16 protein-coding genes are annotated in these 26,177 nt (G+C 67.8%); 3 read left to right on the top strand and 13 right to left on the bottom strand.

Features of this window, described 5'->3' with window-relative positions; translation table 11 throughout:
• Window positions 1–202: 202 nt before the first annotated feature.
• The 10 genes from Raf01_RS37690 to Raf01_RS37645 form a co-directional block, all read right to left on the bottom strand.
• Window positions 203–1,063: a DUF350 domain-containing protein gene (locus Raf01_RS37690; RefSeq protein ID WP_203922881.1), complete on the bottom strand. Its 861-nt coding sequence runs from the start codon at window positions 1,061–1,063 to the stop codon at window positions 203–205.
• A gap of 16 nt (window positions 1,064–1,079) precedes the next feature.
• Entirely contained in the window at window positions 1,080–2,390 is a 1,311-nt protein-coding gene (locus Raf01_RS37685; protein WP_203922880.1) for a glutathionylspermidine synthase family protein, read from the bottom strand.
• A gap of 1 nt (window position 2,391) precedes the next feature.
• Window positions 2,392–2,748 carry a hypothetical protein gene (locus Raf01_RS37680; RefSeq protein ID WP_203922879.1) on the bottom strand — a complete coding sequence of 119 codons (357 nt, stop codon included), beginning with the start codon at window positions 2,746–2,748 and terminating at the stop codon, window positions 2,392–2,394.
• Between the two features lie 323 nt (window positions 2,749–3,071).
• Window positions 3,072–4,910 (bottom strand): hypothetical protein, encoded by a 1,839-nt coding sequence (locus Raf01_RS37675; protein WP_203922878.1) that lies wholly within the window; start codon window positions 4,908–4,910, stop codon window positions 3,072–3,074.
• Window positions 4,907–6,043 (bottom strand): acyl-CoA dehydrogenase family protein, encoded by a 1,137-nt coding sequence (locus tag Raf01_RS37670; RefSeq protein WP_203922877.1) that lies wholly within the window; start codon window positions 6,041–6,043, stop codon window positions 4,907–4,909. Before Raf01_RS37670 ends, Raf01_RS37675 begins: the two co-directional genes overlap by 4 nt.
• Window position 6,044: 1 nt before the next feature.
• On the bottom strand, window positions 6,045–7,214 hold the full coding sequence (locus Raf01_RS37665; protein WP_203922876.1) for an acyl-CoA dehydrogenase family protein: 1,170 nt from the start codon (window positions 7,212–7,214) through the stop codon (window positions 6,045–6,047).
• Window positions 7,211–13,276, bottom strand: coding sequence for a non-ribosomal peptide synthetase (locus Raf01_RS37660; protein WP_203922875.1), 6,066 nt, complete (start codon window positions 13,274–13,276; stop codon window positions 7,211–7,213). The genes Raf01_RS37665 and Raf01_RS37660 overlap by 4 nt, the downstream gene beginning before the upstream one ends.
• Complete coding sequence (locus Raf01_RS37655) at window positions 13,273–14,283, bottom strand: sulfotransferase-like domain-containing protein (RefSeq protein WP_203922874.1); 1,011 nt, start codon at window positions 14,281–14,283, stop codon at window positions 13,273–13,275. Before Raf01_RS37655 ends, Raf01_RS37660 begins: the two co-directional genes overlap by 4 nt.
• Window positions 14,283–17,345, bottom strand: a complete 3,063-nt coding sequence (locus tag Raf01_RS37650) for a non-ribosomal peptide synthetase (protein ID WP_203922873.1) — start codon at window positions 17,343–17,345, stop codon at window positions 14,283–14,285. Before Raf01_RS37650 ends, Raf01_RS37655 begins: the two co-directional genes overlap by 1 nt.
• An 8-nt stretch (window positions 17,346–17,353) precedes the next feature.
• Complete coding sequence (locus tag Raf01_RS37645; protein WP_203922872.1) at window positions 17,354–20,398, bottom strand: non-ribosomal peptide synthetase; 3,045 nt, start codon at window positions 20,396–20,398, stop codon at window positions 17,354–17,356.
• A gap of 734 nt (window positions 20,399–21,132) precedes the next feature.
• Between Raf01_RS37645 and Raf01_RS37640 the strand changes: the two genes are divergently transcribed.
• Window positions 21,133–22,197 carry a radical SAM protein gene (locus Raf01_RS37640; RefSeq protein ID WP_203922871.1) on the top strand — a complete coding sequence of 355 codons (1,065 nt, stop codon included), beginning with the start codon at window positions 21,133–21,135 and terminating at the stop codon, window positions 22,195–22,197.
• A gap of 56 nt (window positions 22,198–22,253) precedes the next feature.
• On the opposite strand, the gene Raf01_RS37635 is transcribed toward Raf01_RS37640, so the two are convergent.
• Both Raf01_RS37635 and Raf01_RS37630 read right to left on the bottom strand, forming a co-directional pair.
• A complete protein-coding gene (locus Raf01_RS37635; RefSeq protein ID WP_203922870.1) occupies window positions 22,254–22,427 on the bottom strand; it encodes a hypothetical protein in 174 nt (57 codons plus the stop codon).
• Between the two features lie 17 nt (window positions 22,428–22,444).
• Window positions 22,445–23,059, bottom strand: a complete 615-nt coding sequence (locus Raf01_RS37630; protein WP_203922869.1) for a TetR/AcrR family transcriptional regulator — start codon at window positions 23,057–23,059, stop codon at window positions 22,445–22,447.
• Window positions 23,060–23,150: 91 nt separating this feature from the next.
• Here Raf01_RS37630 and Raf01_RS37625 point away from each other — a divergent pair, with 91 nt between their 5' ends.
• Both Raf01_RS37625 and Raf01_RS37620 read left to right on the top strand, forming a co-directional pair.
• Window positions 23,151–24,146, top strand: coding sequence for an alpha/beta hydrolase family protein (locus tag Raf01_RS37625; RefSeq protein ID WP_203922868.1), 996 nt, complete (start codon window positions 23,151–23,153; stop codon window positions 24,144–24,146).
• Window positions 24,147–24,310: 164 nt separating this feature from the next.
• Entirely contained in the window at window positions 24,311–24,805 is a 495-nt protein-coding gene (locus Raf01_RS37620; protein WP_203922867.1) for a hypothetical protein, read from the top strand.
• Between the two features lie 41 nt (window positions 24,806–24,846).
• On the opposite strand, the gene Raf01_RS37615 is transcribed toward Raf01_RS37620, so the two are convergent.
• Window positions 24,847–26,088, bottom strand: coding sequence for an acyltransferase family protein (locus Raf01_RS37615; RefSeq protein ID WP_239134279.1), 1,242 nt, complete (start codon window positions 26,086–26,088; stop codon window positions 24,847–24,849).
• Window positions 26,089–26,177 lie beyond the last annotated feature (89 nt).

The following is a 26,177-nucleotide window of genomic DNA, read 5'->3' as shown; positions in this document are numbered from 1 at the left end:
AGTACCGACCCGGCCGCGCCGATGCTGCCGACGAGCGACGCGACGGCGCTGTAAGGTGCATGATCCACAGCCTGTGGCCGTCGTCGCGATAGCGCCGCCGGCTGCGGCCGATCCACTCAAGCGTCTCCGCCCGAGCCGGCGTCGACCCTCTCGCGCAGCACCGGCCGCACCGTGGTCAGCATCGTCACGACCGCCGGCCCGACTACTCGATATAGAGGTTGACCACAGCGCTGATCGGCAGCGCCACCATCACCAGCAGGAAGGCCAGCAGGGCGGCGGCCCCGCGCTGCTGCTGGGCGTGGATCGTCTTGAGGGTGCACTGGCCGGTGAGGACGAACCAGTCGATGAGGTACCGCGCCACGTACAGGCCCACGTAGGCCACGCCCAGGGCCGTTCCGAAGCCGGCCAGGCTCTCCGGCCACGTGGTGAAGTCGCCGGCCATCGCGCCATAGAGGATCAGGCCGACGGCGGTGAGCACGGCGGCGGACTCGAGGCCCTCAGTCTCGCCGCCGGCTACCACCGCGGTACGCAGGTTGCCGTGCGACACCAGGCTGTGCAGGAATGAGGCGATGATCAGGCCGGCGATTCCGGCGACGGTGAACACGGCGATGGACAGCAGCGACATGGCCAGTTCGGGCGCGTGCCCGACGAACGTGGCCCGCACGATCAGGGCCAGGCCGAGGTAGAAGCCGAGCCGGACCAGCCCGACCGACAGCGGCACGGCGTTGAGCGCGCCGAACGGGGTGGTCCGGGTGCGCAGGATCATCCAATCGGTGATCCACAGACCAAGGACGGCCAGCACCGTCGCCCAGACGATGCCTCCGCCGACCCAGACCAGCGAGCCCCAGCTGGTCAGGTTATGGCCGATGAGGCTCGACACGCCGATCACCTGCACGGCGACGAAGCCGATCCGCTGGACCAGGTAGCCCCAGTTGGCCCGCTCCCACAGCTCGTGGTGGTCGTCGAACGACGTGACAGCGTTGAGTAGCCACCAACCACCGCCCACGCCGACGATCACGATGAGCACCTGGAGCACCGCGATCAGGGCGGCGGTACCGTTCATTGCCGTCACTCCTACGTCAAGACAATCGGCCGTCGTGGTCGATGGTGTGCGGGACGAAGTGGCTCAGGTTGTCGGTGATGAGCCCGGCGCTCTCCCGGACGCCGAGGCCGGCCGGCTCGCCGTCGATCATCCAGACGCCGAGCACCGGGTGCCACTCGCCGCCGCGCTGGTCGGCATACGCGGGCAGCGGGGCGAACGCCTGGCACACGAACGGCCCGCCGTACTCGCCGGGAGCGCTGGCCACGGTGACGCCGTCGACGACGATCGAGACATTGGCGCCCTCGCGGCCCAGCAGCGGCTTACGCACGTAGGACGTCATCCACTCGGGGCGCTCGGACTCGAAGTACGCCGGCAGGAGCAGGTCGCGCTTGTCGGGATCGTCGCCGTACAGGTGCCACAGGATCGGCAGGAGTCCCTTGTTGCTCCAGAGCATCTTGTACGGCGGTTCGATCCACACGGTGCTGTCCCGCTGCGGGTCGGCCATGTCGCGGAAACACTGCTTGGCGAACCTCTCCCGGAGCATCCACTCCCAGGGGTACAACTTGAAGATGACGTCGATGCGCTGTCCGTCGGGGTCGTAGAAGTGGTCGCCCGCCGCGACGTCGCCGGCCCCAATCTGGTCCATCCAGAGGAACTTCGTGCGGTACCCCATAGGCTCCAGCGCCTGGCGCGCCGTCTCCATGAGGTACTGCGTGTTGAAGAGGTCCTCACCACTGTCCTCCTCGCGATCGCACGCGAAGTGGATGGTCACCGGGTTGAGCAGATGCGCGCGGGCCTGGCGCAGCCGCCCGATGTTGCGCTTCCATGCCTCGACCAGCATCTCGTGGATCGTGTTCCACTGGTCCTTGCCCTGGCCGGTCTGCTCGTGCCAATACCACTGGGAGACCGCCGACTCCGGCAGCGCCGTCGGGGTGTCGGCGTTGAACTCCAGCAGCTGCGGGCGGCCCGCGTACTCCCCCGCGTAGCGCACGTCGAAGCGGCCGTAGACGCTGGGCGAGAAGTCGCCCTTGGACCGCCCGCCGGGCTCGGTCTCGTCGTCCCACCAGGTGCGCTTGATCTGGTCCCAGGCGAACTCGGGGATGCCCAGCAGCTGGAACATGTTGTGGTCGACGACGAAGTCGCCGGCGGCCACGCACATGTCGAACAGCGTCGTCGCGCCCGCAGCCAGCGCGTCGATCTCGGCCGAGGTGAAGTCGTAGAACGGTCCCTCGTGCCAGTACGACGTCATGCCGCCTTCCGGCGTCGGGGTGTCGTTGTAGACGATCCCCTGGGTGGCCAGCTGCTGGCGCCAGTCGGGCCGGACGGTGCCGTCGGCGATGCGGCGCACGTCAACCGCCCGAGCTGCCGTGACCGCTGCTGCCAAAACCGCCGGAAGTTACGTGGCCGTTGCTCACGTGGCCGGTGGAGGGCAGCCCAGCGCGGGCGCGGCCGTTCGAGTCAGTGGAGGCGATTCGGCTGCCGCCGCCGAGCCGGTAGCCCGGCCGGCGTCCGCGGCCATAACTGCCCGTGTAGTAGTAGTAACCGGGCGAGCCGTCGTCGCAGCGCACGTCCGGCACGACGACGCCGTTCTGGTCAGCGCAGTAGGTCTGCTGCTCGCGGCCGCACGCAGCCAGGCCCCCGGTCGTGGCCAGCGCCGCGAGTGCGAGGTAGCCTCGGCCCAGCGGCACCGAAGTGGATCGCCTCATCGTCTGCTCCCTCAGGTGTGCCTCTGCACGGTAGATGACCTTCGCAACGGAGGCGACCGGACGACAGCCACCGACACGAGCGTCGGGACGTCCGCTCCCACCGTCCAGGACCTTCGCTGTTGGAACGCCTCACCCACCAACACGTCGGCAACGCCGGCTGACCCACAACGCCGCTCGCTACACCACGATCCCCGTACGCGCCGTATCGAGCGTCCATGTTGGACAATCGAGGAGGCCGCTGTGTTTCTGACCTACTGCTAGCCCAGAGGAGTCATCCCGGCGGCTTGTGCCCTGCAAATGCCGGGCCTCCCACGGGCGATGGGTCAGGTTTTGCGGACTGCGCTGGTGAAGCCGGCGATGAAGAGGGTGGCGAAGGTCCAGGCGAGCAGTTGCAGGAACCAGCCGGCGACGGTGAGGGTTTGGCCGGCGGCGGTGTCGGTGGGTTCGCAGCGGTCGCGGGCGCCGGTGTTGATTAATGGGGTGCCGAGGTCGAGGCCCACCCCGATCTGGTCGATGGTGGTGCACGCGGCGGCAGTGACTGCCCCGGTGATCGCCGGCTTTTGGGTGAGGCCGCCGTGGTGGCCTCCGGTGACACTCAGGGTGACTGCGGTCGCAAGCGTGGCGAGGAGCAACAGCAGGGCGCGCCAGGGCTGGTAGCCGTAGCCGAGAGTGAGGCCGGTCAGACGACCCCAGGCGCGTTCGGAGCCGGTCAGTCCGGCGCGCTCAATCTGGTCGCGGCGTTGAGCGATGAGAATGGTGCGGGCGTCGCGGTCGTGACCGGCGGCCCGGTACGCGGCGGCGAGGTGCTGGTATGGCTGGGCGGCATAGCCGGGGGTGTGCTCGCCCAGCAGGGTCAGCCAGCACCGCAATGACGCCGGCCGCGGCAACCCGCTGTAGGTCAGCCCGTCCAACTTGATCAGCGATCCCTCCGGCGCCATGTGCGTCGCTCGGTCGGTGTCGAGGTGGAAAGTCCCGCCAATTCGCGTACCGGTCAAGACCAGTACCGCGCGGCCATCTGCGCTGGTGGCGGTGAAACCGTCGTCCAGGAGAAGGTCCTGGTCGACCCGAAGGCCGTCGGTGTTGAGGGCGGGTCCGGTGGTGTTCTTCAGCCGCGCCCCGCCGCAGTACAGGACCCCGCCGATGTGAGCGCCGGGCAGCTCGATCGTGCCCAGCTTGCTGACGCTGGTGGCGGTGAACCCGCCATCCAGCGCCACGTCCCGGTCAACGTGGAGGTGGTCGGCTTCGAGGGCGGGTCCTTTGGTGTTCTTCAGCCGCCCCCCGCTGCAGTACATGGCGCCGAGGTGGGCACCGAGTAGCCGGACCGTGCCCTGCTGGCCGGCGCTGGTGGCGATGAATCCGCCCGACAGGAACACCTCACGGTCGACCTGGAGACCGTCGGCGTTGAGCGCGGGGCCGATGGTGTTCTTCAGCCGCGCCCCGCCGCAGTTCAGTTGAGCGCCGAGGCGGGCACCGAGTAGCCGGATCGTGCCTCGCTCGCTGGCGCAGGTGGCGGCGAACCCGTCGCGTAGGAACACGCTTTGATCGACCTGGAGGCTGTCGGCGTCGAGGGCGGGCCCGGTGGTGTTCTCCAGCCGTGCCCCGCTGCAATCCAATGTGCCGAGCTGGGCAGCGAGTAGCCGGATCGTGCCTCGCTCGCTGGCGCAAGTGGCGGTGCTCCCTTCGAGCGAGAACATCCGCGCGGCAAAGCGTGTCGCGTCGACTGGAGCGTCATCCGAACCCGCCGCTTGCTCGATGCGACACCTGGTCAAGGCAACCGCCAACAGTCGGGCATTGCGGAGATTCAAGCCGTCGGGCAGCAAACAGTCGCGCAGCTCCAGCGTCAGGTCACTGGTGATGTTCTCCAAATCGATCTGACCGGCGATCCGAGCCCCGCGTAAACGCAGACCGTGTGGGTCGGGTTCGCTGACCAGACGGCCGCGGACGAGCTCACGGATGACCGAAGCCGAGACCGTCCGCTCATCGCCCCAGGACCGCATCGCCGCCTCGTCAACCGGCCCGTCACCGGCCAGATCGAGCACCTCACCCCAGGCGACGGACTCAATCAGTCGCTGCTCGACAGGACTGTACACTCGACCGTCCGCATCCCTCACCCGCTCGCCGCCCGCTGACGTCATGGCACCAATAATGGACGGCCCCGTCATATACCGCGATCGACACGGCGCCGGTGCGACGTTCCTCCGCGCAACAGGTGCACCGTCCCGAGCCAGACGCTTTCCGTCCCGGCCACGCGGTGAAAGCGTTGTGCGGAGGCGGCCAGCGTCATTCCGTAGGCGCCATGGACGTGGACGCACTCGGCGGTCGCAGCCCGGCTGGTCTCCGCGGCCAGGGCCAGCACGTCGGCCGTTTCCTCCAGGACCGGTTCGCCGCCGTCGGAACGGACAGCGACGTCGTGGACAAGCATCCTGGCCGCGTGGATACGGCAGCTGATGGCCGCGAGGCGAAACGCAACGGCCTGGAACGACCCGATCGGCCGGTGGAACTGGCGCCGGTTTCGCGCGTACTCAGTCGCCGCGTCCAGTGCACCAGAGGCAATACCGACGAGGTAGCCGGCTTGCCAGACCCGGGCACGCGCGAGCGCGGTAGTCCACAGCGCGTCCAGTGCGCCGGGGACATCGAGCAGATCTGTGCGTGGCACCCGTACCGCGGCAATCTCGACGTCGAACAGACGACGATCCCCCATCGTCGATCGCGCCTCGATCAAGGGACTCGACGCCGCAGTCGGGATGACAACGACACACGGGGCCTTGGCGCCCAGCACCACCAGCACGTCCGCCTCGTCCGCCGATTCGACGAAGGCTCGCCGGCCGCCGAGCTCAACCTGCTCGCCGGACTCGCGCCATTGCCTCCACGCAGGCAGATTCGCAGGGTCGCTCGCTGCGGCGGTCCCGTCGGCACGATAGGCGAGCGCGACCGACCGGGACCCCGACATCACGTCCGCCAGCAGCTCGTCGCGAGTCGTCGACGGTGCACATCCGCGCAATACCTCGACAGCCATCAATGTGTCGAGATATCGGCCGGCCGGGAAGCCGGTTCGGCCCATCAGCTCGGCGAGGGCTGCCACAGCCGTGTCGCCCAACCCGAGACCGCCGGCCTCGCGCGACTGCAGCAGCGACAGCGCCCCACGCTCCACCAATGACGCCCACACCGCGGCCGGCGCGGATGGCGCCGGCGTCTCGGCCAGTTCGGCCGGATGGCGCGCTGCTGCCGGAACGTGTTCGGCCAGGAACCCGCCGAAGCGTGCGGTAAGTAGCTGTTCCAGCTGGGTGCGGTCCACCTCAGGCACCCAGGCCCATGAAAGTCGCGACGACCTTGAGCATGATCTCTGACGTCCCGGCTGACAGCGTGAGGCCGGGACTCTCGCGGTACATGGCTTCGATTGTCTGCCGCCACCCCGGCTCACCATCCCACCGGGTCACCGTGCCAAGCAGACCCGTGACCTCCAACCCGAGGTCAACGACCTCGGCAGCGAGCTCTGTGTTGTACCACTTGGCACGCGCCGACACAGCCGGGTCCACCGCCTGCGCATCGATGGCCGCGACCGCCTCGTAGGCGAGCAGCCGTCCCGCTCGGATCCTGGTGTCGAGGTCACGAAACCGCGAGTCGAGCGTGTCGGTCCTAGCGGCCGACGCCGTGTAGGCGGCACGGATCTGGTTGAACCAGCGCCGTACCCGGCCCTGGTAGTCGATGGCCGTCCGTTCGAGCGCGAGGACAGTATTCAGCACCTCGAACCCGGCGTGGACGGGTCCGATGACGTCCTCGGCCGCGACCCGGACGTCGAGCGTGACGTCGTCGAATCGCTCCTCGGTCGCATTCCAGATTGGCGCGATACGGATCCCAGCGGCCGCCATATCGACCATGAACAACGTAATCCCGCTGCCTTCACTGTCGGCCGTGCGTGCCGCACACAGCCCGACCCCGGCGAACTGCGACTTCTGACTGTAGATCTTGCGACCGCTGATCCGCCAGCCGGATCCCTCGCGCTCGGCGGTGGTACGCAGCGCACTGAGGTCCGAGCCGATCCCGGGCTCGGTGTACAGGACGCCAGCGAGCTGCTCGCCCCGTGCCAGCGCGGGTAGGAAGCGTGCCTTCTGCGCAGCCGTACCGGCCATCAGGACAAAGGACCCTACGATGTCGATACTCAGTACGTGTGCGACGTCGGGGATGCCGGCCAGTGCGAGTTCCTCGGCGACCGTCGCCGCGTCGAGGGCCGAGCGGTCGAGCCCGCCGTACTCCCGCGGCCAGTTCACGGCCAGCCACGCGCGTTCACCGAGCATCCGATAGATCCCCGAGTGGCCGGGCTCCTGTCCGGGCTCGAGCCGGTCCAGCAGCGTCAGCTCGGCCTGGACGTCCGCCGACGCGAGGAAATCTCGTACGACGTCACGAAACGACGGCTCAAGCGAACCCGCTGGCCGATCGACGTCCGCTGCGCGTACCTCGCTCGTCACGACGAAGCCTCGACGCCCTCGCGCTCCTGCTCACCGAGCACGGTGACGGTGTCGAGACGCTGCCGCGGTGACGTCACGATGGCCCGCACGACGCGTTCGAACCGCGCGCCGAACTCGACGACGGTGGTGCGATCGAACAGGTCGGTGCTGTACTCGATCTCGAGCGCGAGCCGATCGGCCGTCTCCGCCACGATGAAGGTCAAGTCGAACTTGGCGAAATCGAGGTCGACCGGCTCGCTGGTGACCTCCAACGCGCCCAGCTTCGTCATGGCGGCGAGTCCGCCCGTATGTGTGGTCATCCTGACGTGGAAGAGTGGGTTGGGGGTCAGCTCACGCGAGACCCGCAGTTCCTCGACCAGCCTGTCGAAAGGCAGTTCCTGATGCGCCGCCGCCGCGATGACGGCCGTGCGGGCGCGTTCGACGAGCGTGGCCAGATCCGGGTTGTCGCCGGTCTCGATACGCATGACGACCGTGTTTACGAAGAAACCGACGACGTCCTCGATTTCGGCATGCGTGCGCCCTGAGACTGCCATGCCAAAGACCTGCGACCCTGCACCGGCGGTGGAATCGCTGGCCGCGGTGTCGTTGTGCAGGTGTAGCAGCCCGGCCAGCGCGGCCATCATCAACACTTGCAGCGTCGTGTTGGTCTGCCGCGCGCAGTCGGCGACCAGGGATGCGAGCTCGGCGTCCCAGTTCAGCCGTACCCGGGCACCTGCTCCGCTGAGCACGTCCGGGCGGGGACGATCGGTGGGTAGTTTGACAGTCGGGATGTCGGCCAGGTGATTCAGCCAGTACGCGAGGTCCTTGTCGAAGCGTTCCTCCCGGGCGGAGCCGCGCTCCCACGTGGCGAAGTCACCGTACTGCAGAGCCGGAGCGGGCAGCGACGAGGGACGGTTCTCGGCAGCGGCGGCGTACAAGCTGTCGAGTTCTCGGAAAATGACCGCGAACGACCAGGCGTCGCAGACGATGTGATGCACGGTCAGTGCGAACAGATGCTCGTTCGGTGCCGTCCGCACCAGCCCGGTGCGAAGCAGCGGCCCGACCGTGAGATCGAACGGCTCGGACACACAAGCGTGAACGAGCCGGGCGGCCTCGCCGTCGCGAACCCGGGGGTCGGCTTCGGTCAGATCGGTGTAGGGCAGCTCGACCGCGACCGGGTCGTGCACCACCTGGACTGGCATCCCATTGACGGTCGTAAACGTCGTGCGCAGCGCCTCGTGGCGCGCGGCAAGTCGTGACAGTGCATCGGCCAGTGCCGCACGGTCGAGCGGCCCGCGCACCCGAAAGACGAACGGCGCGTTGTAGGTGGTCTGCCCGGGCGACCGCTGGTCCAGGAACCACAGCCTGGTCTGGGCAAGGGATGCGGGTACCGGGGCCGTGCTCCGCGGTCTCGGGGTGATCCGTTCGGCGACCTCCCTCTCGCGGGCCCGCTGACGGACTCGCCGTGCGACCAGCAGGCGGCGCGCCTCGGCCGGGTCCAGCGTCGCGTCAGCATCGGCGGGGTCCACGCTCTCCGCGAGCATCTGGGCCGCCTGGTCGTCGGTCAATTCGCCGACCTCGGTCTCGATCGCGGTACGTTCGTCACGGTCGGCTTGCCCGGAGGCCGCCCGCGCCGTATCGATGAGGCGCGCGAGTTCGGCCATCGATGCCGCGGAGTACACCGCCTGCAGGTCGATCTCGGTGGCGAAGGTGGCATGGATACGTGCCGCGAGCTGGGTGGCCTGCAGCGAGCTCCCGCCCAGGTCGAAGAAGTTGTCCTGCGTACCAATCTCGGAAGCGGGCAGGAGCCCGCTGACGACTGCGTCGAGCAGAACGCGTTCGGTTTCGGATCGGGGCGCGACGTAGGCGACGTCCCGGTCGGCGCCGAGTTCTGGCGCCACCAACCGCGCATAGTCGATCTTGCCGCTGGAGGTCAGCGGCATAACCTCGAGCCGGACGAACTGGGCCGGGATCATGTGCGCGGCCATCGTGTGTCCGAGTTCGGCGCGCAGTGCCGGGACGTCGAGTTCGCCTTCGGTGCGGACGTACGCGACGAGACGGGCTGTGGCGCCCTCTCCCACGAGTTGGGCTGCCGCCTGGCGAACGCCCGCGCACGACGCGAGCACCGACTCGATCTCGCCGAGCTCGATACGCAGGCCGCGTAGCTTCACCTGGCGGTCGACGCGGCCGAGGAACACGATCTCGCCATCCCACCGCTGGTGCACGAGGTCTCCGGTGCGATACATGCGCTCGTCGCCCGGCTGGAACGGGTCGCGAGGGAACCGCTCGGCGGTCAGATCCGGCCGGTCGTGATAGCCACGGGCGAGACCGACTCCGGCGAGGTGCAGCTCGCCCGGAATGCCGGCCGGCTGCGGATTGCCGTATCGGTCGAGGACGTATGCGCGATAGTTGCCGAGTGGACGGCCGATGGGCGGGCTGGTGTCGTCCGGGCCCTGGCACTCGTGGACGATGCAGGTCACTGTCGCCTCAGTCGGGCCGTAGCCGTTGAAGAACCGGCGACCGGGCAGGTTCCATGCCTCGACCAGGGAACTCGAGAACGCCTCGCCGCCGACGAACACGACGCGCAAAGAGGCGAACTCCGCGGCGGGCAACAGCGCCATCACCGCCGGGGCCATATCCATGACCGTGATGCCGTACCGCTTGAGGAATTCGCCGAGCCGGTCTGGCGCGAGCAGGGTTTCGCGCGAGGCCATGCACAACGTACCTCCGGTGACCAGCGACCCGAAGATCTCGAACACCGACACGTCGAAGGTGGGGTTTGCGAACTGGAGCATCCGGTCGTCCGGCCCAAGGTTGAACAGGCGGCCGACCTGGGTGAGGAAGTTGACCACAGCGCGGTGCTCGACCACGACGCCCTTCGGCTTCCCGGTCGATCCGGAGGTGAAGATGACGTACGCAGCGTCAGCGGCCGTGTGCCTCGGCATCGGTGCGTTCAGCGAGCTGCGGGGCGCCGGGGCGGCACCGGTCGGCGCGAACACGGGCAGGTCCGCTGGGAGGTCGAGGTCGGACCCGGAGACGGCCACGACGGCGCTGGCACCGGTGTCGTCGAGCAGTAAGGCCCGGCGTGCCGGCGGGTCGCCCGGGTCCAGCGGAAGGTAGGCGGCGCCACTGCGCATCACTCCGAGCATGCTCACGACCAGTTCCGGCGAACGGTCAACGCATACCCCGACGATCCGGCCGACACCGCCGAGATCGCCCAGCCGTTCGGCCAGCGCTGATGCCTCGGCGTCCAGCTGGGCGTAGGTCAGTGTCCGGGAACCCATCGCGACTGCGACGTGATCCGGCTGCGTCGCGGCGCGCCGCGCGACCAGGCCGTCGACGGTAGCGTCGCTCGGGAAATCGCGGGACGTATCGTTGAACTCCTCGATCAGGAACCGGAACTCCTCTGCAGTGAGCAGTGGGAGGTCGCGCACCAGGGCGTCCGGATCGGCGAGCACCGCGCGCAGCAGCGTCTCGTAGTGACCGAACATGCGCTCGATGCGCTCGGCGTCCCACAGTTCGGTCGAGTAGTCCGCCCACAAACTGTACCCATCCGCGCGCCTCTCCAGGTTGAAGGCCAGGTCGAAGCGCGACGTGCCCGAGTCGACGGGGACGTCGGTGACGGCCAAGCCGGGCAACCGGAAACCCAGGCCGGTCGCGCTCTGCAGGGCAAACGACACCTGGAACAGCGGATTGCGTGAAGCGTCCCGGACGGGACTGAGCGCGTCGACCAGCCGTTCGAACGGGACATGCTGGTTTTCGTCCGCGTCGAGAACCCAGTCCCTCACCTGGTCGAGAACGTCGGCGAAGGAGAACTCACCACGGACCTGCGTCCGCATGACGAGCATATTCGCGAACATGCCGATCAATGGTTCGGTCTCCGGCTGGGAGCGTCCCGCGAACGGCGAGGCAACGACAATGTCGTCCTGTGCCGTGTACCGATGCATCATGATCTGGAACGCGGCGAGGGCAGTCATGAACAGGGTCGCGCCACGCTCCTGCGACAGTCGCTGCAGTGCCGGCACCAGCTCGTCGTCGAGGCGGTGCTCGAGCCGCTTTCCGGCATAGGGCGGATGGTCAGGGCGGGGCCGGTCTGTCGGCAGCTCAAGGATCGGCAGATCCTGCAGATGTCTGGTCCAGTGGGCGAGCTGCGCGGCGGCCTCGGGGCCGTCGTTCCACTCGCGGTGCCACAGCGAGACGTCCGCGTACTGGACAGGCAGCGGCCGCAGTGACGGCGCGCGTGCGGACAGGTATGCCTCGTAGAGGTGCGACAACTCGTCGCTGAGGACTCCGAGAGACCAGCCGTCCAGAGCTAGGTGGTGACCCGTGATCAACAGCAGATTCTCGTCCTGGCTCAGCTGCAGCACCGTCGCGCGGACGAGCAGGTCGTGTTGAAGGTCGAACGGCGCGGCGGCCTCAAGGCGCATCAGGCGCTCGGCCTCGCGCTCGCGGGCGCGCGGCGGGAGCCGGGACAGATCACGCCACGCCAACGGGACGTCCGCGGCCGGGCGCACCACTTGCATGGGCACGCCGTCTCGTTCGACGAGGGCGGTACGCAGGATCTCGTGGCGCGCCACGATCTCGGCGAAGGCGCGGCGCAGCGCATCGGCATCGAGCGCGCCGCGCAGCCTCAGCGCGATGGGAACGTTGTAGATCGGCTGGCCTGCCGCGAGTCGGTCGAGAAACCACAGCCGTTGCTGAGCGAACGCTGCGGGCACCTCGTCCAGTCGTGGGTCCCGCGGCCGGATTTTCCTCGTGGCGACCGCACGCCGCGACGCCAGCCTTGCCGCCAACGCCGCGCGTTGCTGTGCGGTCAGGGAACCGAGCCCGGTTGCGGTGGACGCCGGCGGTTGCGGGGCGGCGCTGCTCGCCGAGGCAGGCTCGGATTCGGCGACCTCGGCCCGCTCGTCTTCGGCGAGCACCGCCCAACGGAACCCTCCTGCCGAGAACCGGGCCTGCCTGGGCACCGCGCTGCGAGCCGGCAGATCCCGCAGCGCGAAGGGGAACACGTTGCCCTTGTAGAGCTCCACGTCCACGGTACCGGTTGCCGCCGCGACAACGGTGTCGGCCTCGGCTCGGGCTTCGTCAGCCGCGGCGTCGAACCACCGGCCCGCGTAGAGGTTTTCGCCAAGGACAGCGCCGAGTTCCCGCAGCCGCCGCGCCGCGCCGGCGGGCAGTGTCGCCTGGTGCAGGCGTTGCAGGCAGTTGTGCAGCAACGTAAGCCCCGGTGCCTCGTAGACGCCCCGGCATTTGGTGCCGTTGAGTCGGTTCTCGAGAACGTCGAGAAAGCCGAGCCCGTGCCGCCCGCCGGCGGCGTTCGCGCGCTGCATCAGCTCGAGTGCGTCGGTCTCGACACCGTCCACGGCCACCGGTCGCCCCTCGGCGATGCGCAGCTCGAAGTGCTCGCAGCGGTCAGGCGCCTGTGTGGCCGCCACGCTGAGCATCCGATGGATCGCGACGTCACCCGACAGCGATTCCAAGTCCGCCGCCTCGTGGGAGAACCCGCCGAGGTTGCCGTCAACGGAGCGGACCACCTGATCACCCACCTGCAGGCCACGCGAGGAGATGAACGCGGCGAGCCCCTGGCGGTCGGCGAAGCGGTCGGCGCTGCGCGGGTCCTGCCAGGGTGTATACGCGGTGAGTCCGGGGCACAGCGACTGGATGTAGCCGGTGAAGCGACGCTGGTCGTTGCCGCCGTGCACGGACGCGTGCGCGAAGACATCGAGCTCGTCGCGCACCATGAGTGGGGACAGCTGCGAGACGAGGACGGCGCGGGCCGCACCGGTGGTGTTCCAGTACCCGTCCTCGTACCGGGCTGAGTAAGTGACGACGTCGTGGAGCAACTCGGCCATCGGACGCCGCAGGTCCACGACCTGGGTCGGCACGCCGGTCGCGGTGAGCTCGCCGGCGATCACGTCGAGGTCCGCACGCGGGCACTGCCCGAGGTCGGCGAGGTAGCCACGCACGTCGTACCCGAGTTCGGTGAGCCATACCGCGCCGGCACGCGACAGCAGCCCCTCCGAGACGCTGAACCCGATGCGTGCACCGGCGGTGAGTCCGGTCGTCGCCTCAGTGGTGGTCACAGGGTGCTCCTGGGTGTCGGGGCGAGCGCCAGCTCGGCCATGCGGTCGTAGAAGGTTTGGTGGTGGTCGCGGAACCGGGCGAGAGTGGCGTGGGAGTCGACAGTGTCGGCGTAGACCGTCCGCGGCACGCGGAACGAAGTGGAGGCGCTGGCGGCGCGGTGCCAGTGCTCGGTGCGTTGCCACTCGGGGCGCACGCCGGGTGCCCAGGTGAGTGCCTGGGGCCGGTAGGGCAGCCCGACATGTTCGCAGTAGGCCGCGACGATGCCCTGCGGATCGGCGACCAGGTCGGCGGCATCGATGACCGCGGGAACGACGCCGAGCACAGCCCGGACCCGTTCGAAGAGCCTGAACTGCTGCTCGAACCCGACCTCGGCGAGGGTCATCGCCGGGTTCACCGCGTAGTGTGACGCGATCGCGTCGGCCGGATCGCGGACCATGAAGGTGTGCGTGATCGCGCGGATCGTCGCGTTGTCGAGGTGGGGCAGGTAGTCGTACTCGGTCGTGTCCTTGAAAAACACGGTGCTTGTCTGCGCGACTTCCAGCACGCGCGCGAAGAGTTTGGCGGGCGTGTCGACATGCGTGCCGGCCACCTCAAACTGTCCGGTGCTCAACAGGTTGGACACCGGTTCGTGCAGCACCACGACGTCGCCGCGTTCCATCATCATGCGTGTGAACGCCGTCGACATCGTCCGTGGCGCTGCCCACAGCGCGATCACCGGTGGCCGGCTCATTGCGACCATTCCGTCGGCTCGCGATCCCATCGATGAGTGGATCAGGTTCTCCCCCACGAAGTAGCTGTTGCGCCAGTCGCCCGCGGGCCAGGTCATGTCCGCGGTGAGTGGACCGGTGAGGGTGTACTCGTCGAAAGGCACGCGGGCGATCACGCCGACATCGTGCTCGGCGCACGCGGCGAACAACGCATCTTCCGGTGCCTCGGCGATTCCCCACATGCCGTAGCCGATCTCGCTCACCGCGCGGTCCAGCCGGCCGAGTCTGCGGTAGCGCATCAGCGGTCCACCGCAGTTGCTGGGGCGCTCATCGCCAGCGTGACTCGCGGATTCGTCCAGCCCTCGACGTACTCGATGCAGCCGGCGGCGCAACGCTCGACGATGGCGGCGTGCTCGGCGTGGGCGATGCCTGCCTCGGCAGCGAGCCGATCGGCTTCCGCCGCGACAAAGCGCGTGGTCGTGTCGGCGAAGACCGCCGCGAGCGGATCCGCCGCGGCGGTGGCTACCGGTTCGGGCAGCAGCGCGCGCAGTCGGAGGGACCCCTCGGTCGATGCGAGCGCCTCCCAGAACCGGTCGTACGACACGGGGGCCGACGCCGACCACTGGCGGATCGCGGTGAACAACTCGTCGAGAGCGAATCCGGTGGGCCGGATCGGGTGGTACGTGTGCCCGATGCGACCCCGGACCAGGGCCGCGACGAGCAGCCGCGCGACGTGGTCGACCGGCGTGTAGTCGATGACGACCGAGGTGACGGGGCTGACCCCAAGGTCGACGGCCGTGCACAACAACGCGTCCACGAGCCCGCGCTCGCTGGGAATGCCGGTGGACGCGTTGGGCCCGAGCTCGCCGAGTCGGTACACCGAGGACGGGATGCCGCGACGGCGAGCGGCCAGGACGAGTTGCTCGGCGACCCACTTCGACTGCGAGTACCCGTCCGAGGGCGGGGCGTGCTCGTCGGGCGTCAGGGTCTCGGGGACCGGGTCGCCGGGATTGGCGCCACCGAATACCCCCAGAGTGGATACATGGTGCAGCTGCTTGCAGCGGCCGGCGCCGGCCAATCGCAGCAGTTCGATCGTGCCGTGGACGTTGGTGGCCCGGTGCGAGCGGTAGTCGAGCAGCAGGTTCACCATCGCCGCGCTGTGCACGATCGTGTGGACGGACGAGGCCAGCGTCACGTACTCGTCGGCCGTCACGCCGAGGCGCGGCGCGGTGAGATCCCCAACCAGGGGCACGATGCGCTCAACGGGGCACGACTCGCGCAGTCCGTAGCGCTCCAGGGTGCGCTCGAGGCGGTACAGGGCGGCGGCACGGTTGGCGGCCCGCACCAGGCACACCACTGGCAGGTCGGTGGTCGTAAGCAGCTCGTGTAGCAGGTGCACGCCGACGAACCCCGTCGCGCCGGTCAGCAGCACGGTCCCCGGGGTCCACACGTCGGCGGTCTCGCGGCACACGTCGTCTGGCAGCGCCCGGTCGGCCTGCAGGTCGGTCGGCGGCGCGACCGGATCGGCTGTCCTGCTCTGCGCAAGCAGCGCCTGGTCACGCACCGTGGGTCGCGCGACGACGTCGCGGACCGACACGCGCCGGCCCACAACGCGGCCGAGTTCGAGTGCGAGGCGCAGTGCGGACAGCGAGTCCCCACCCAGGTCGAAGAAGCTGGTCGTGATCCCCGGCACCGAACAACCGAGAACCGTGGCCCAGGCGGCCGCGATCTGATGCTGTAGGTCGTTCTCGGGTGCGACGCCGACGACGCCCTGGCCGCTGACGAACGACTCGCTCGCCAGCCGGGCCAGCGCCGCGCGGTCGGTCTTCCCGTTGGGCGTCAGGGGGAACGCCGCGAGGAAGCGGACCTCCTTCGGGATGAGTGCGGTGGGCAGGCGCTCGGCGAGGTGGCCGGCCAGTTCGTCGCGGTCGAGGACGCCGTCGGTGATCACGAAGGCGACCAGCCGCCTGCGGTGGACCCCTTCAGCGACGACGACCTTCGCGTCGCGGACTGCCGTGTGGCCGGTCAGGGCTGCTTCGATCTCCGCCAATTCGATGCGGACCCCACCGATCTTGACCTGATGGTCACGCCGCCCGGCAAAGTGCAGTACGCCGGCCTCGTCCTTCCAGCCGAGGTCGCCCGTGCGGTAGACGAATTCGCCGGGCAGGGTAGGGAAGGGATTGGGAACGAATGCGGCACGCGTCCGCTTCGGGTCACCGAGGTAACCGCGGCCGACGCAGTCGCCGCCGATATGGATCTGGCCGATCGTTCCCGCCGGTACAGGGCGCATGGCGTCGTCGAGGACGACGGCTGCCGTGTTGTCGATGGCCCGGCCCAGGGGAATCGACTCGCCGTCCTCGACCTCGTGGAAAACCGAGCCGATTGAGCATTCGGTCGGGCCGTAGGTGTTGGTGACGCGCACGTTCGGCAGCAGCTGCCGGAACCGGTGCACCGCCCGGGACGAGATCTCTTCGCCGCCGATGAGGACGCGCCGCATCGAGGCGAGGTCGGCGCTCACCTGTGGGTCCGCCTCGGCGAGGGCGACGAGGGCGTTGAAGATCGACGGAACGAAGTCGGTCATTGTGACGCGATGTCGCGCGATCACGCGCGCGGTCTCGGCCAGGTCGACAATCCCGTCCCGGATCGGAATGACGACCCGGGCTCCCGTGGTCAACGGCCACAGCAGCTGCCAGAGCGACGCATCAAAAACATGGCTGCTGTTCTGCAGAACGACCGCGCCGTCGGCATGGAACCGCCGTGACATCGTGAGGAAGCGGTTCAGCAATCCGAGGTGTCCGTTGAGGGCGCACTTCGGCCGACCGGTGGATCCGGAGGTGAAGAATCCGTACGCCAGGTCGGCGCACGTCGGGCCGGGCACATCGGGTGCCGCGACGGTCGTCCGTAGGTCGCGGACGTCGACCTCGATCACCGCGGAGGCACCGGTCCGGCGGGCGCTCTCGGCCTGGCCTGGCGTAGCGAGCACGACCGGAGCGTCGAGTCGGGCGAGAACCTCCACGAGACGCGGCCGCGGCCATCTCTCGTCCACCGGCACGAACGCTGCCGAGAGACTCATCACCGCGAGGAGAACGACCGGCAGCTCCGCGCTGTCGGCGACGAGCAGCGGAATCAGGTCCCCGTGACGCACCCCGGCTTGGTGCAGCTGTCCCGCGAGATCGTCCGCTTTCCCGGCGAGTTGCGCGTAGCTGAGCTTGTAGTCGCCGTGCTCGACAGCAATCCGGTGGCCATCCTCGCGTGCCGCGGCACGGAACAGGTCAAGCACTGTCGCTTCCGTCGAGTACGGGACGTATGTGTACCCCAGCAGGGCGTCGCCCGGCCGGCCGTCAGTTGGTCGCGTCGGCACAGTGCCTCTCAATCGGTGTCCGGATGCACCTGCGTGAGCAGTTCGTTGAGCTCGCTCGCGTCGAGGCCAGCGAGAAGTTCTGTGTCGATCAGGGCGGAGAACGCGGCGAGATCCGTGGCCCGCAGAAGCTGGCGCAGCGAGAGGTCGACGCCGTAGGCACGCCGCACCAGGCCGAGCATGGCCGTCGCTCTCAGCGAGTCGCCGCCCAGCCGCATGAACGAGTCGGCCCGCCCGATGCCGCCGCAGTTGACGTTCAGGACGTCGGCCCAGATGCGGGCGACCGCGATCTCAGTCTGGGTGACAGGCGGGTCGCTCGGCTCGGTTGTATCAGTGATGGACTCGGCGGGGTCGGGCAGGGAGTCAAGGTCCAGCTTGCCATTGCCAGTGAGCGGCAGTGTGTCCATCACCACGAAAGCAGCGGGACGCAGGACCTCGGGCAGTCGCTGCGCGCACTCGGCGTGCAACAGGTCGACCAGCTCCGCCGGTTCGGCTGCGGCTCGGCTCGGGGTGTTGTGCAGCGGCCCGATCACCGCGACGGCCGGGCCGAAGACGTCCTCCCATACGGTCGCGCCGATCACAGCGTCATACCGCCCATCGGCGTCGCCACGGGAACAGCTCAGTGCGACAGGGCGGTCGAAGCGCGCCAGTTCCGCGGGCGACCAACCGCGAGTCGGCAGCCGGTCGTCCACCTCGGTATGCCTCACCGCCGGCACGTGCGGGTGGACGGCGGGGTGGGTCACGCCGCGAAGGCCGAGCCGCTCGTGGCGGTTCAGCAGGTCGGGCAGCAGGTCGGTGGTCACCGTCGCCGCGTCGTACCAGGCGACCGGTGCGGCACGCGTCACCGTCGGCGTCCGCGGCAACACGACGTCGAACCGGAAACGGGTGAGCTCGTTGTCGGCGTCGGCGATTTTCGGGGCGACGCGCACGCGGCCGACGCCATGGTCGGCCGCGAACTGCTGGAACCAGCCGGGCGCAAGCAAGAGTTCGGCTTCGCCGTCACGCAACCGCGAAACGAGTTCGCGCTCTTCGACGGCGGTACCGGCGGCAATGCGGGCCCGGGCGACATCCAGGTAGTGCGTGTCGACGAGACCGAGGTGGCGCACGTCGCCGACGAAGATGTGCCCACCCGGTTCCAGCAACTGGAGAGCGCCGAGCAGGACTCTGGTGAGGTACTCCTGGTCCGGGAAGTACTGTACGACTGAGTTCATCACGACGCAGTCGAATCGCTCGCCGCTGACCGCAGCGAAGTCGGTCGCCTCCGCCTGCTGTAATGCGACGCCAGGTGCCGGGTGTTGCTCCAGTCGGTGGCGCAGCGCGCGCAGGGTCACCCCGGAGATGTCGGTACCGACGTAACGCTCGCAACTGGGGGCGATACGCCTCAGCAGCATTCCGCTGCCGACGCCGATCTCGAGCACGCGACGCGGTTCGAGGGCCTGGATGCGCCGGGAGGTCTCGTCCGCCCACGCACTCATGTCCGCGACGGGCAGCGCAGCTCCGTCGTAGCTGTTACGCCAGCCTCGGACTTCGTCGTCAGCTCCGTCGCCGTCGCTGCCATGGTGAATGTCGTCGAAGACCTGACGCCACCGATCCACGACAGCGTTGTTCCCGTTGGGTGCGGGCACCACGTATCCGACCAAGCGGTTGTTGCCGTTGGCATCGCGGCGCGACACAACCGCGACCCGCTCAACCGCGGGATGCCCGGCGAGGACCGCCTCCACCTCGCCCGGTTCGACGCGTACGCCTCGCACCTTGACCTGGCTGTCGGTGCGGCCGAGATACTCGAGGCGGCCGTCGGGACGGCGGCGCACCGCGTCCCCGGAGCAGTAGACGCGCTGCCCGGGGCGTTCGGGATCCGCCCGGAAAGACTGTGCCGTGAGATCTGGACGATGACGGTAACCGCGGGCCACTCCCGGTCCGCCGATCCACAATTCGCCTTCGGCCGTGTCGGACGTCAGAACCCGTCCGTGCTGATCAACCACGTAGATGTGGACGCCCGGCACCGGACGTCCAATCGTCGGCCGCTCACCTTCCGGGCCAGCCACCATCCGTTCGGCGGTCGCGTAGACCGTCGCCTCGGTCGGGCCATAGAGGTTGAAGAAGCGGGTTGAGGCAACGGTACGCAGCCGGTCCCACAACGATTGGGGCAACGCCTCGCCCGCGACGATCACGAACCGGGGCGAGTGCGCTCGGGCACCGCGCGGTGCGACCATGTCGAAGAGTCCGAGTGGCAGCATTACCGCCAACTGGGACGGAGTCACGTCGATGACATCGATACACTGCCGGTGCAGAAATCGAACGAACGCCGCGGAGTCCCGGCGCGTGTCATCGTCAACGACGACGACCGTATCGCCACGCAGCAGCCACGACATCTGGTTTACCGACGCGTCGAAGCCGAAAGAGGCACTGAGCGCAACTCTGGCCTGCCGCTGACCCATCGCTTCGACCAGCACGGGGTGCAGGACCACCGCGTTCACGGCGTGAAGATGAGCCAGCGAACCTCGCGTCACTTCGACGCCCTTGGGTGTCCCTGTCGAGCCGGAGGTGTAGATGAGGTACGCGAGCTGACCCGGGTCGACTGGACGCTTGGCCGCAGCCACAGCCGCAGCCACAGCCGCAGCCCGGTCTGGACGTCGCAGCGGACCGACAGCCAACACCGGGCAGTCCACCCGCACGTTCGGCGACTCTCCCGCATCCGTCAGGACGACATCGGGCTGCGCGTCGTCGAGCAGTTGCTGGCGGCGGGCCTGCGGGTGGGTCGGATCGACAGGGACGTAGGCGCCACCGGCTTTCCAGACCGCGACGACGCCAACGATGTGAGCGCACCCGCGGGCCAGCAGGAGCGCGACCGGCGAGTCTCTCGAGACCCCCGCCGCGCGGAGCCGTTCAGCAAGAGCGTCACTGATCGCATCAAGCTCGCCGAAGGTCAGTTCACCGTCGGGTCCGGATACAGCCCGGGAGTCCGGGGCACGGCCGACGACGCGATTGAAGACGACCAGCACGTCCTCTTCGGTGTCTGGCGTGTTCACCGAGACCGCCACGTCCGCCGTGACCACACTGATTCTTCCGTTCGCGCCTGGCACCGTGGTTTCTCGCGGTGCCGCCTCCTCCGGATACGTTTCCATACGCGGTGCGTAGAATCCACGTGTCACCCTCGACCCACGGGCCTAAACAGCCTGGTGAGACAGCCTGTCCCGGTCCAAAACGTCATCCCCTGGGTTGATGACCTGGTACCGGTGGCGGTGACGATCCGTGTTCGTGACCGTCGGACTTGTATAACGCCGAAGGATGCGGAGATCCTTGTGCTACGGCAGGTGGTTGCGGTGCTGGCAGGGCGGTGACCGGCATCTTCGTCTAGCCCCAGACCGCCAAGTAGGGCCGCAGGGCTACGCCCCAGACGACAACCGGAACGTGATCCGTGACCCGTCCCCGTCGGCCGGATCCGACGCCGACGCGTCCTCGGCGGCCTGGTCAACGAATACCGGACCGCAGCGTAAAGCGCTAATAAAGGCCCGCAACCTTGGTTTTGGAGCAGGGCAGGCCGGGATGTTCCGCCTACCAAGAGAGATCTCGTCACTTGACACCTACCCTCGGGCGATGATAGGAGTACGTCCCATAGCCGGCCGTGATTACCTAGCCCACTCCCTTAAACAACGCTCTATCCAGAGCCGACATCGCCGCGAACACCGACAGCCGTGAACTCCAAGTTTGGCTCGAAGGACTCGGCGACACGACTCAGACGCCGAGTCGCCAACAACGACGATGCCATGGGTACAATTTCGAGGAACCAGTGGAAAACATCGTGAACTCATCGACCACGCAACTCGTCACGTCGCCTGAGCGGTTTATCTGGGATGTGACCTATGCCTGCCCACTTCGATGTATCCACTGCTATTCCGAATCTGGGCGCCGCCCGGCCCGAATGCTTGAGCGCAAGGACATGCTGCGGGTCGTAGAGGCAATCATCAGGGCCAAACCAAAGCGCATCTCGTTCGCCGGGGGCGAACCGCTGTTGGCGCCTTGGTGGGACGAGGCCGCGGCCCTCTTCAGCACGGCCGGGATTCCGGTGACGATGTTCCTCAGTGGCTGGGTGATGAATGACGACGTGGCGGCCAGACTGGCCACCACGGTGGCCGGGGTGACGGTCAGCGTCGATGGCCCGAACAGTCAAGTACACGATCGGATCCGTGGTCGGGCTGGTTCATTCGACCGCGCCATGGCTACCCTGGATCGGCTCAATCGACTCAAGCAGAAGCGGGCTTCTCAAGGCCAGAGCTGTTACCGTCTGGGTATCGAGTATACGGTCATGCGGAGTGGCAAAAGCAATCTTGGAACCTTTGTGGAGAAAGCCTCTGCTCGATTCTCAGCACTGGACGACATCCGCTTCGGTGCAGTAATTCCTGGGGGGCTGGCACAGGAAGTGGAGTTTGTGGAGAGCGAGCTTCTTGCTGACGATGAACTGGAGGCACTCGTTGAATCTGAAACCACGTTGATTGCGCATGCAAAGAATGGCGTGCAGGCATCGGTGACCGATGTTCGAAGCTTCCTACCGAGCTCGCCGCTCAGTGCGGAAGGTGCGACGATAGCGCAAGTTGAGCCAGATGGCTCACTGAGAGCGTTTCCCCTCTATGAAGCCAAAGTCGGCAATCTCCTGGAGGAGCCGATCGAGGTTTTGTGGAAACGAGCGTTAGCGTGGCGAAATGACCCGTTCGTGCTGGAGCAGCTGAGCTCTATCCAGACCCTTACTGATTGGGCACGCGTAACGCGCATACTTGATCGACGCTTCGGATCGGAGGCGGACAAAGCGCGGATCGCACGTCGAAGCACTGTAGGAACGGCGCGGCTCGGAGTGTAAGGGCCAGCAAGACCTGTCCAGGCACCTGCAACGGTATTCGGTGGTCAACCGCGCCACTAGCAGTCAAGGGCCTGGGCGGCACGCAGGCCGATGAGGTGGATGTCGCGCCAGTCCGACCAGTACGCGAGTGAGAACGGGTTCTGAGAGCCGAAGCGTTTCGCGTACTCGCGGCGAGCCTTGCGCCGTGCCCGGCCCGCTGCGATGACGTCCAGGAGTCGGTGATGAATCACAGGCACGGCGGTAGCGCTCAGGGTGCAGTCCTTGTCGCCCGTTCCGTCGTCGGGCCCTGCCGCAGTCCGGCGAGTAGGAGCGTGATCATGCGGCGGGTGTAGTCGATGTGGGACGGGCCGGGCGTGCACAGGTGTGCGACCGCGCGGAGGAGATCCATCGCGCTCGCCCCCTCCCCCGTCGCCCCGGCGACTCGGGCGGCCTGCACAAGCTCATCGAGTGCCGGCTCCAACCGTTCCAGCAGTTGCGCGCCAAGTCCGGCGAAGGTCGCTTCGCCGGAATGCAGCGCCGCTGCGAGACCCTGTTTGGTAAGGACGAACGCGCAGTAACGGTCAAGCCACAGGGTGAGGGCATCCATCGGCGTGTGCGCCGCGGCGAGCTCTCGAGCCGTTTCGACGCACTCGTCAACGTCGTGCCGCAGCACCGCGAGTACGAGATCGGCCCGCTTGGGGAAGTGGCGGTACAGGGTCGCGACACCGACTCCGGCCTGCAGGGCTACGTCCTTCACGTGCGCGTCGACGCCATCGCGTGCGAATACGGTGCGGGCACCCTCGATGAGCGCCTCGACGTTGCGGCGGGCGTCCGCACGGAGAGGTGTCCGCGGTTCGCTCTCCACGTCTGTCCTATTGGTCATAAGGCGCCTCTTTGCTATACGGAATCCAATTCCGTATAGTAGCGAAGAGTAAACGGAATCGGATTCCACTTAGGCGAGGGCGGAACCGTTGATGACTGACGACACCACCGCGCACGACGACCTCTGGGATGGCGCCGACGCGCTCCTCGGCCGGGCACGCACGATCCCCGTCGCCGACTCGACCCCCTTCCTGTCCGTGAGCCCGGTCGTGCTCCCGGCGCCCGGACGTCCCGCTCCACTGCAGGTCCGCGTCTCCGCACCCACCACGGGGGACCGATTGCCGATCGTGCTGCTCTCCCACGGCGGCGGGTTCACGAACTACCTCTCCTCCAACCGCGGGTTCGCACCGCTGTCGGACTTCTGGGCGGCGCACGGGTTCGTGGTTGTACAGCCCACCCACCTCAGCTCGAAGTCCCTGGGGCTGCCGCGGACCGCGCCCGATGCGCGCGCGTACTGGGAGTCGCGCGTGCAGGACCTCACCGCGATCCTGGACCACTTCGATCTCGTCGAGGCCGCCGTGCCGGGGCTTGCCGGCCGCACCGATGTAGGCCGAGTCGCCGTCGCCGGGCACTCGATGGGCGGCCATACCGCGAGCATGCTCCTCGGCGCTAGCGTGGAGGAGAACAAGAAGACCGTCCGCGCGTACGACGACCGGGTCAAGGCAGGCATCCTCCTCGCATCAACGGGCGCCGGTGACGATCTCCTCTCGGACATGGCGAAGCGGTTCACCGCTCTTCGTACCGCTCGGTTCGATGAGATGACGACACCCACGCTCGTCATCGTCGGCGACAAGGATGATTCGCCTGAGCTGACCTCGCGCGGACCGGCCTACCACGCCGACGGTTACCACCAAGCGCCCGGCCCGAAGTCGCTGCTCACCCTGCACGGGGCAGAGCACATGCTCGGCGGCGTCACCGGCTACGACACCGTTGAGACCACCGACGAGGACCCGGAGCGCGTGGCGGTGATCCAGCGGATGAGCTGGGCGTTCCTGCGCGACGCCCTCACGTCCGACACCTCGGCGTGGCCGGCGGCGATGTCCGCGTTCACGAACCTCGACGCAATCGGCCGGCTACAGAGCAAGTGATCACAACACCCGTTCCGGACTGTTTCCGAAAGCTCTGGACGCGCTGAGTCGCGGCAACACAGCCGCCTTCGTCTCGATAACCGTGATCGCGGGCATGACCTCGGCGTTTGTGTCACTGGGCCCGCGGCTTCACAATTGTCGCGTCAAACTGCGGAGGGGGCCGGATGGCGGGGAACGGATCGAATTGGCGGGCCATGCTGCTCGACTTCATCGAGCGGGCAGGTTGGTCCGCTGGTCAGGTGTTCTTCGCGACGCTGCTCGCCGGGGGCACCGCGGCCGGTGTCGGAAACCTTCCCTGGAAGTACTCCTCGGCTCTGGCGCTCGGTGCCGCCGTGTCGTCAATCGTGCTGACCGCGATCCAGTACCTGACCAGGATCACCAACGTGTCGTTCTGGCCGGACCTGCTCGTTCGGCTGGCCAAGACGTTCCTGTCGTCACTCGCCGCGTCGTTCGCCGCCGCCGACATCTTCAATGTGACGACGTTCCACTGGACCGCCACGCTGAACGTCGCGTTCCTGGCCACCCTGTCCGCTCTCGCCAAAGGCATCCTGGCCCGCACCACCCCGGCGCCGGCCAACGCGACGACGCAATCGCCGAACCCATCAACCCTACCGACCCAGACCTACAAGGACGCGGTCGGCGCGACCCCGAGCGCCTGAGCAATGTTCTGGCCTGCGCCGTCGCCAGCGAAGCGGACGGCTCACCTGGGTGCGAGGTCGCCGTCGAACGGCGGATCGGCCGCCGGCCGTCGCAGCCGCGAGTCGCCGTCGTGGCCGCCCGGCCCGCCGTCGACCGGTCTCACGGCCACCGGTTGACGTTGCCCCGCGACGGCCGGATGACGCTGCATCGGAACCTGCGGTAGACGCCGTTCCAGGATCGGGCGGCTGAGCGCCTTTCTCAACCATGGCGCGAACGGCCGCTCGACCAGCCGGTGTACCAGCCACGCTGTGGACACCAGGGCGGCGAGCACCAGGATGAGCAACAGCGCGGGCGGAAGCGACAGCTTCTCATTCAGGTAGTAGATGACCGAGAACCCGATGACGTAGTGCAGGAGATAGAGCGGATAGGTGGCCTGCCCGAGCGTGGTGAGACCGCGCCAGCGCAGCCAGTTCAACTCGCCAAGGGCGACCAGGATCATAACGATGAAGCACAGGGTGACCAGGATGCTCGCCGGGGCGTAGGACTGGCGGACAATCTGCTGCCAGGGATTGCCAGCGTAGAAGTGCATCGAGAGCACCCAGGACAGGCCGAGAATCAGCCACAGCACCAGGTTCCGGCCGTACCGGAACATCAGGAAGAGGGCGATCCCGGCGATGAAGTACTGCGAGTAGCCGGGCATCACAATCGCGTTTAGCCAGGGCTGGTTCAACTCCCCGACCCACATCGTCGCGACGCTCCAGATGAGGCAGAACGCGACCACCCGCCGATAGTTGAGTCCGAGCCAGATGACGACCATGAACAGCAGGTAGAACTTCATCTCCACCCACAGGGTCCAATAGGCGTCATCTACCCGGTGCACGCCGAGCGGGTCTTGGAACATGGTGAGATTCGTCAGAACCGCCCGCACCGGCAGCGGCTTGAATACCCACGGATAGAGCCGGACCACCGCGGTAGTGACGAGGACACAGACCCAGTAGGCCGGGAACAGTCGCACCACCCGGGACGTCGCGAACTGGGCCGGCGTGCGGCCCCAGCTGCTCATGGGAATCACGAAGCCGCTGATGATGAAGAACAGCGGGACGCCGACCCAGCCATACGAGGCGGCCACGAACACGTGGCCGAAGACCGCGCTGGACGGCCGGCCCCAGATGTTCACGCCCGTGCCCCAGCCCGCGACCGCCAGCAGGTGGAACACCGCGACCGACATCGCGGCGACGAACCGTAAGCCGTCGAGCGCCGGTATCCGTGCCACAACAGCCGTTGGGGAGCCCGAGGACTTCATCGACACGCGAGCTACCGTAGCCGCCGCGCGAGCCTACGAGTAGACGGGATGCGGGTCGAGTCTCGGCCTGGTGCCCAACAGCACCGCCC

It is taken from the genome of Rugosimonospora africana (assembly GCF_016862975.1).
GTDB lineage: Bacteria > Actinomycetota > Actinomycetes > Mycobacteriales > Micromonosporaceae > Rugosimonospora > Rugosimonospora africana.
This window is presented reverse-complemented; position numbering and strand designations above follow the sequence as displayed.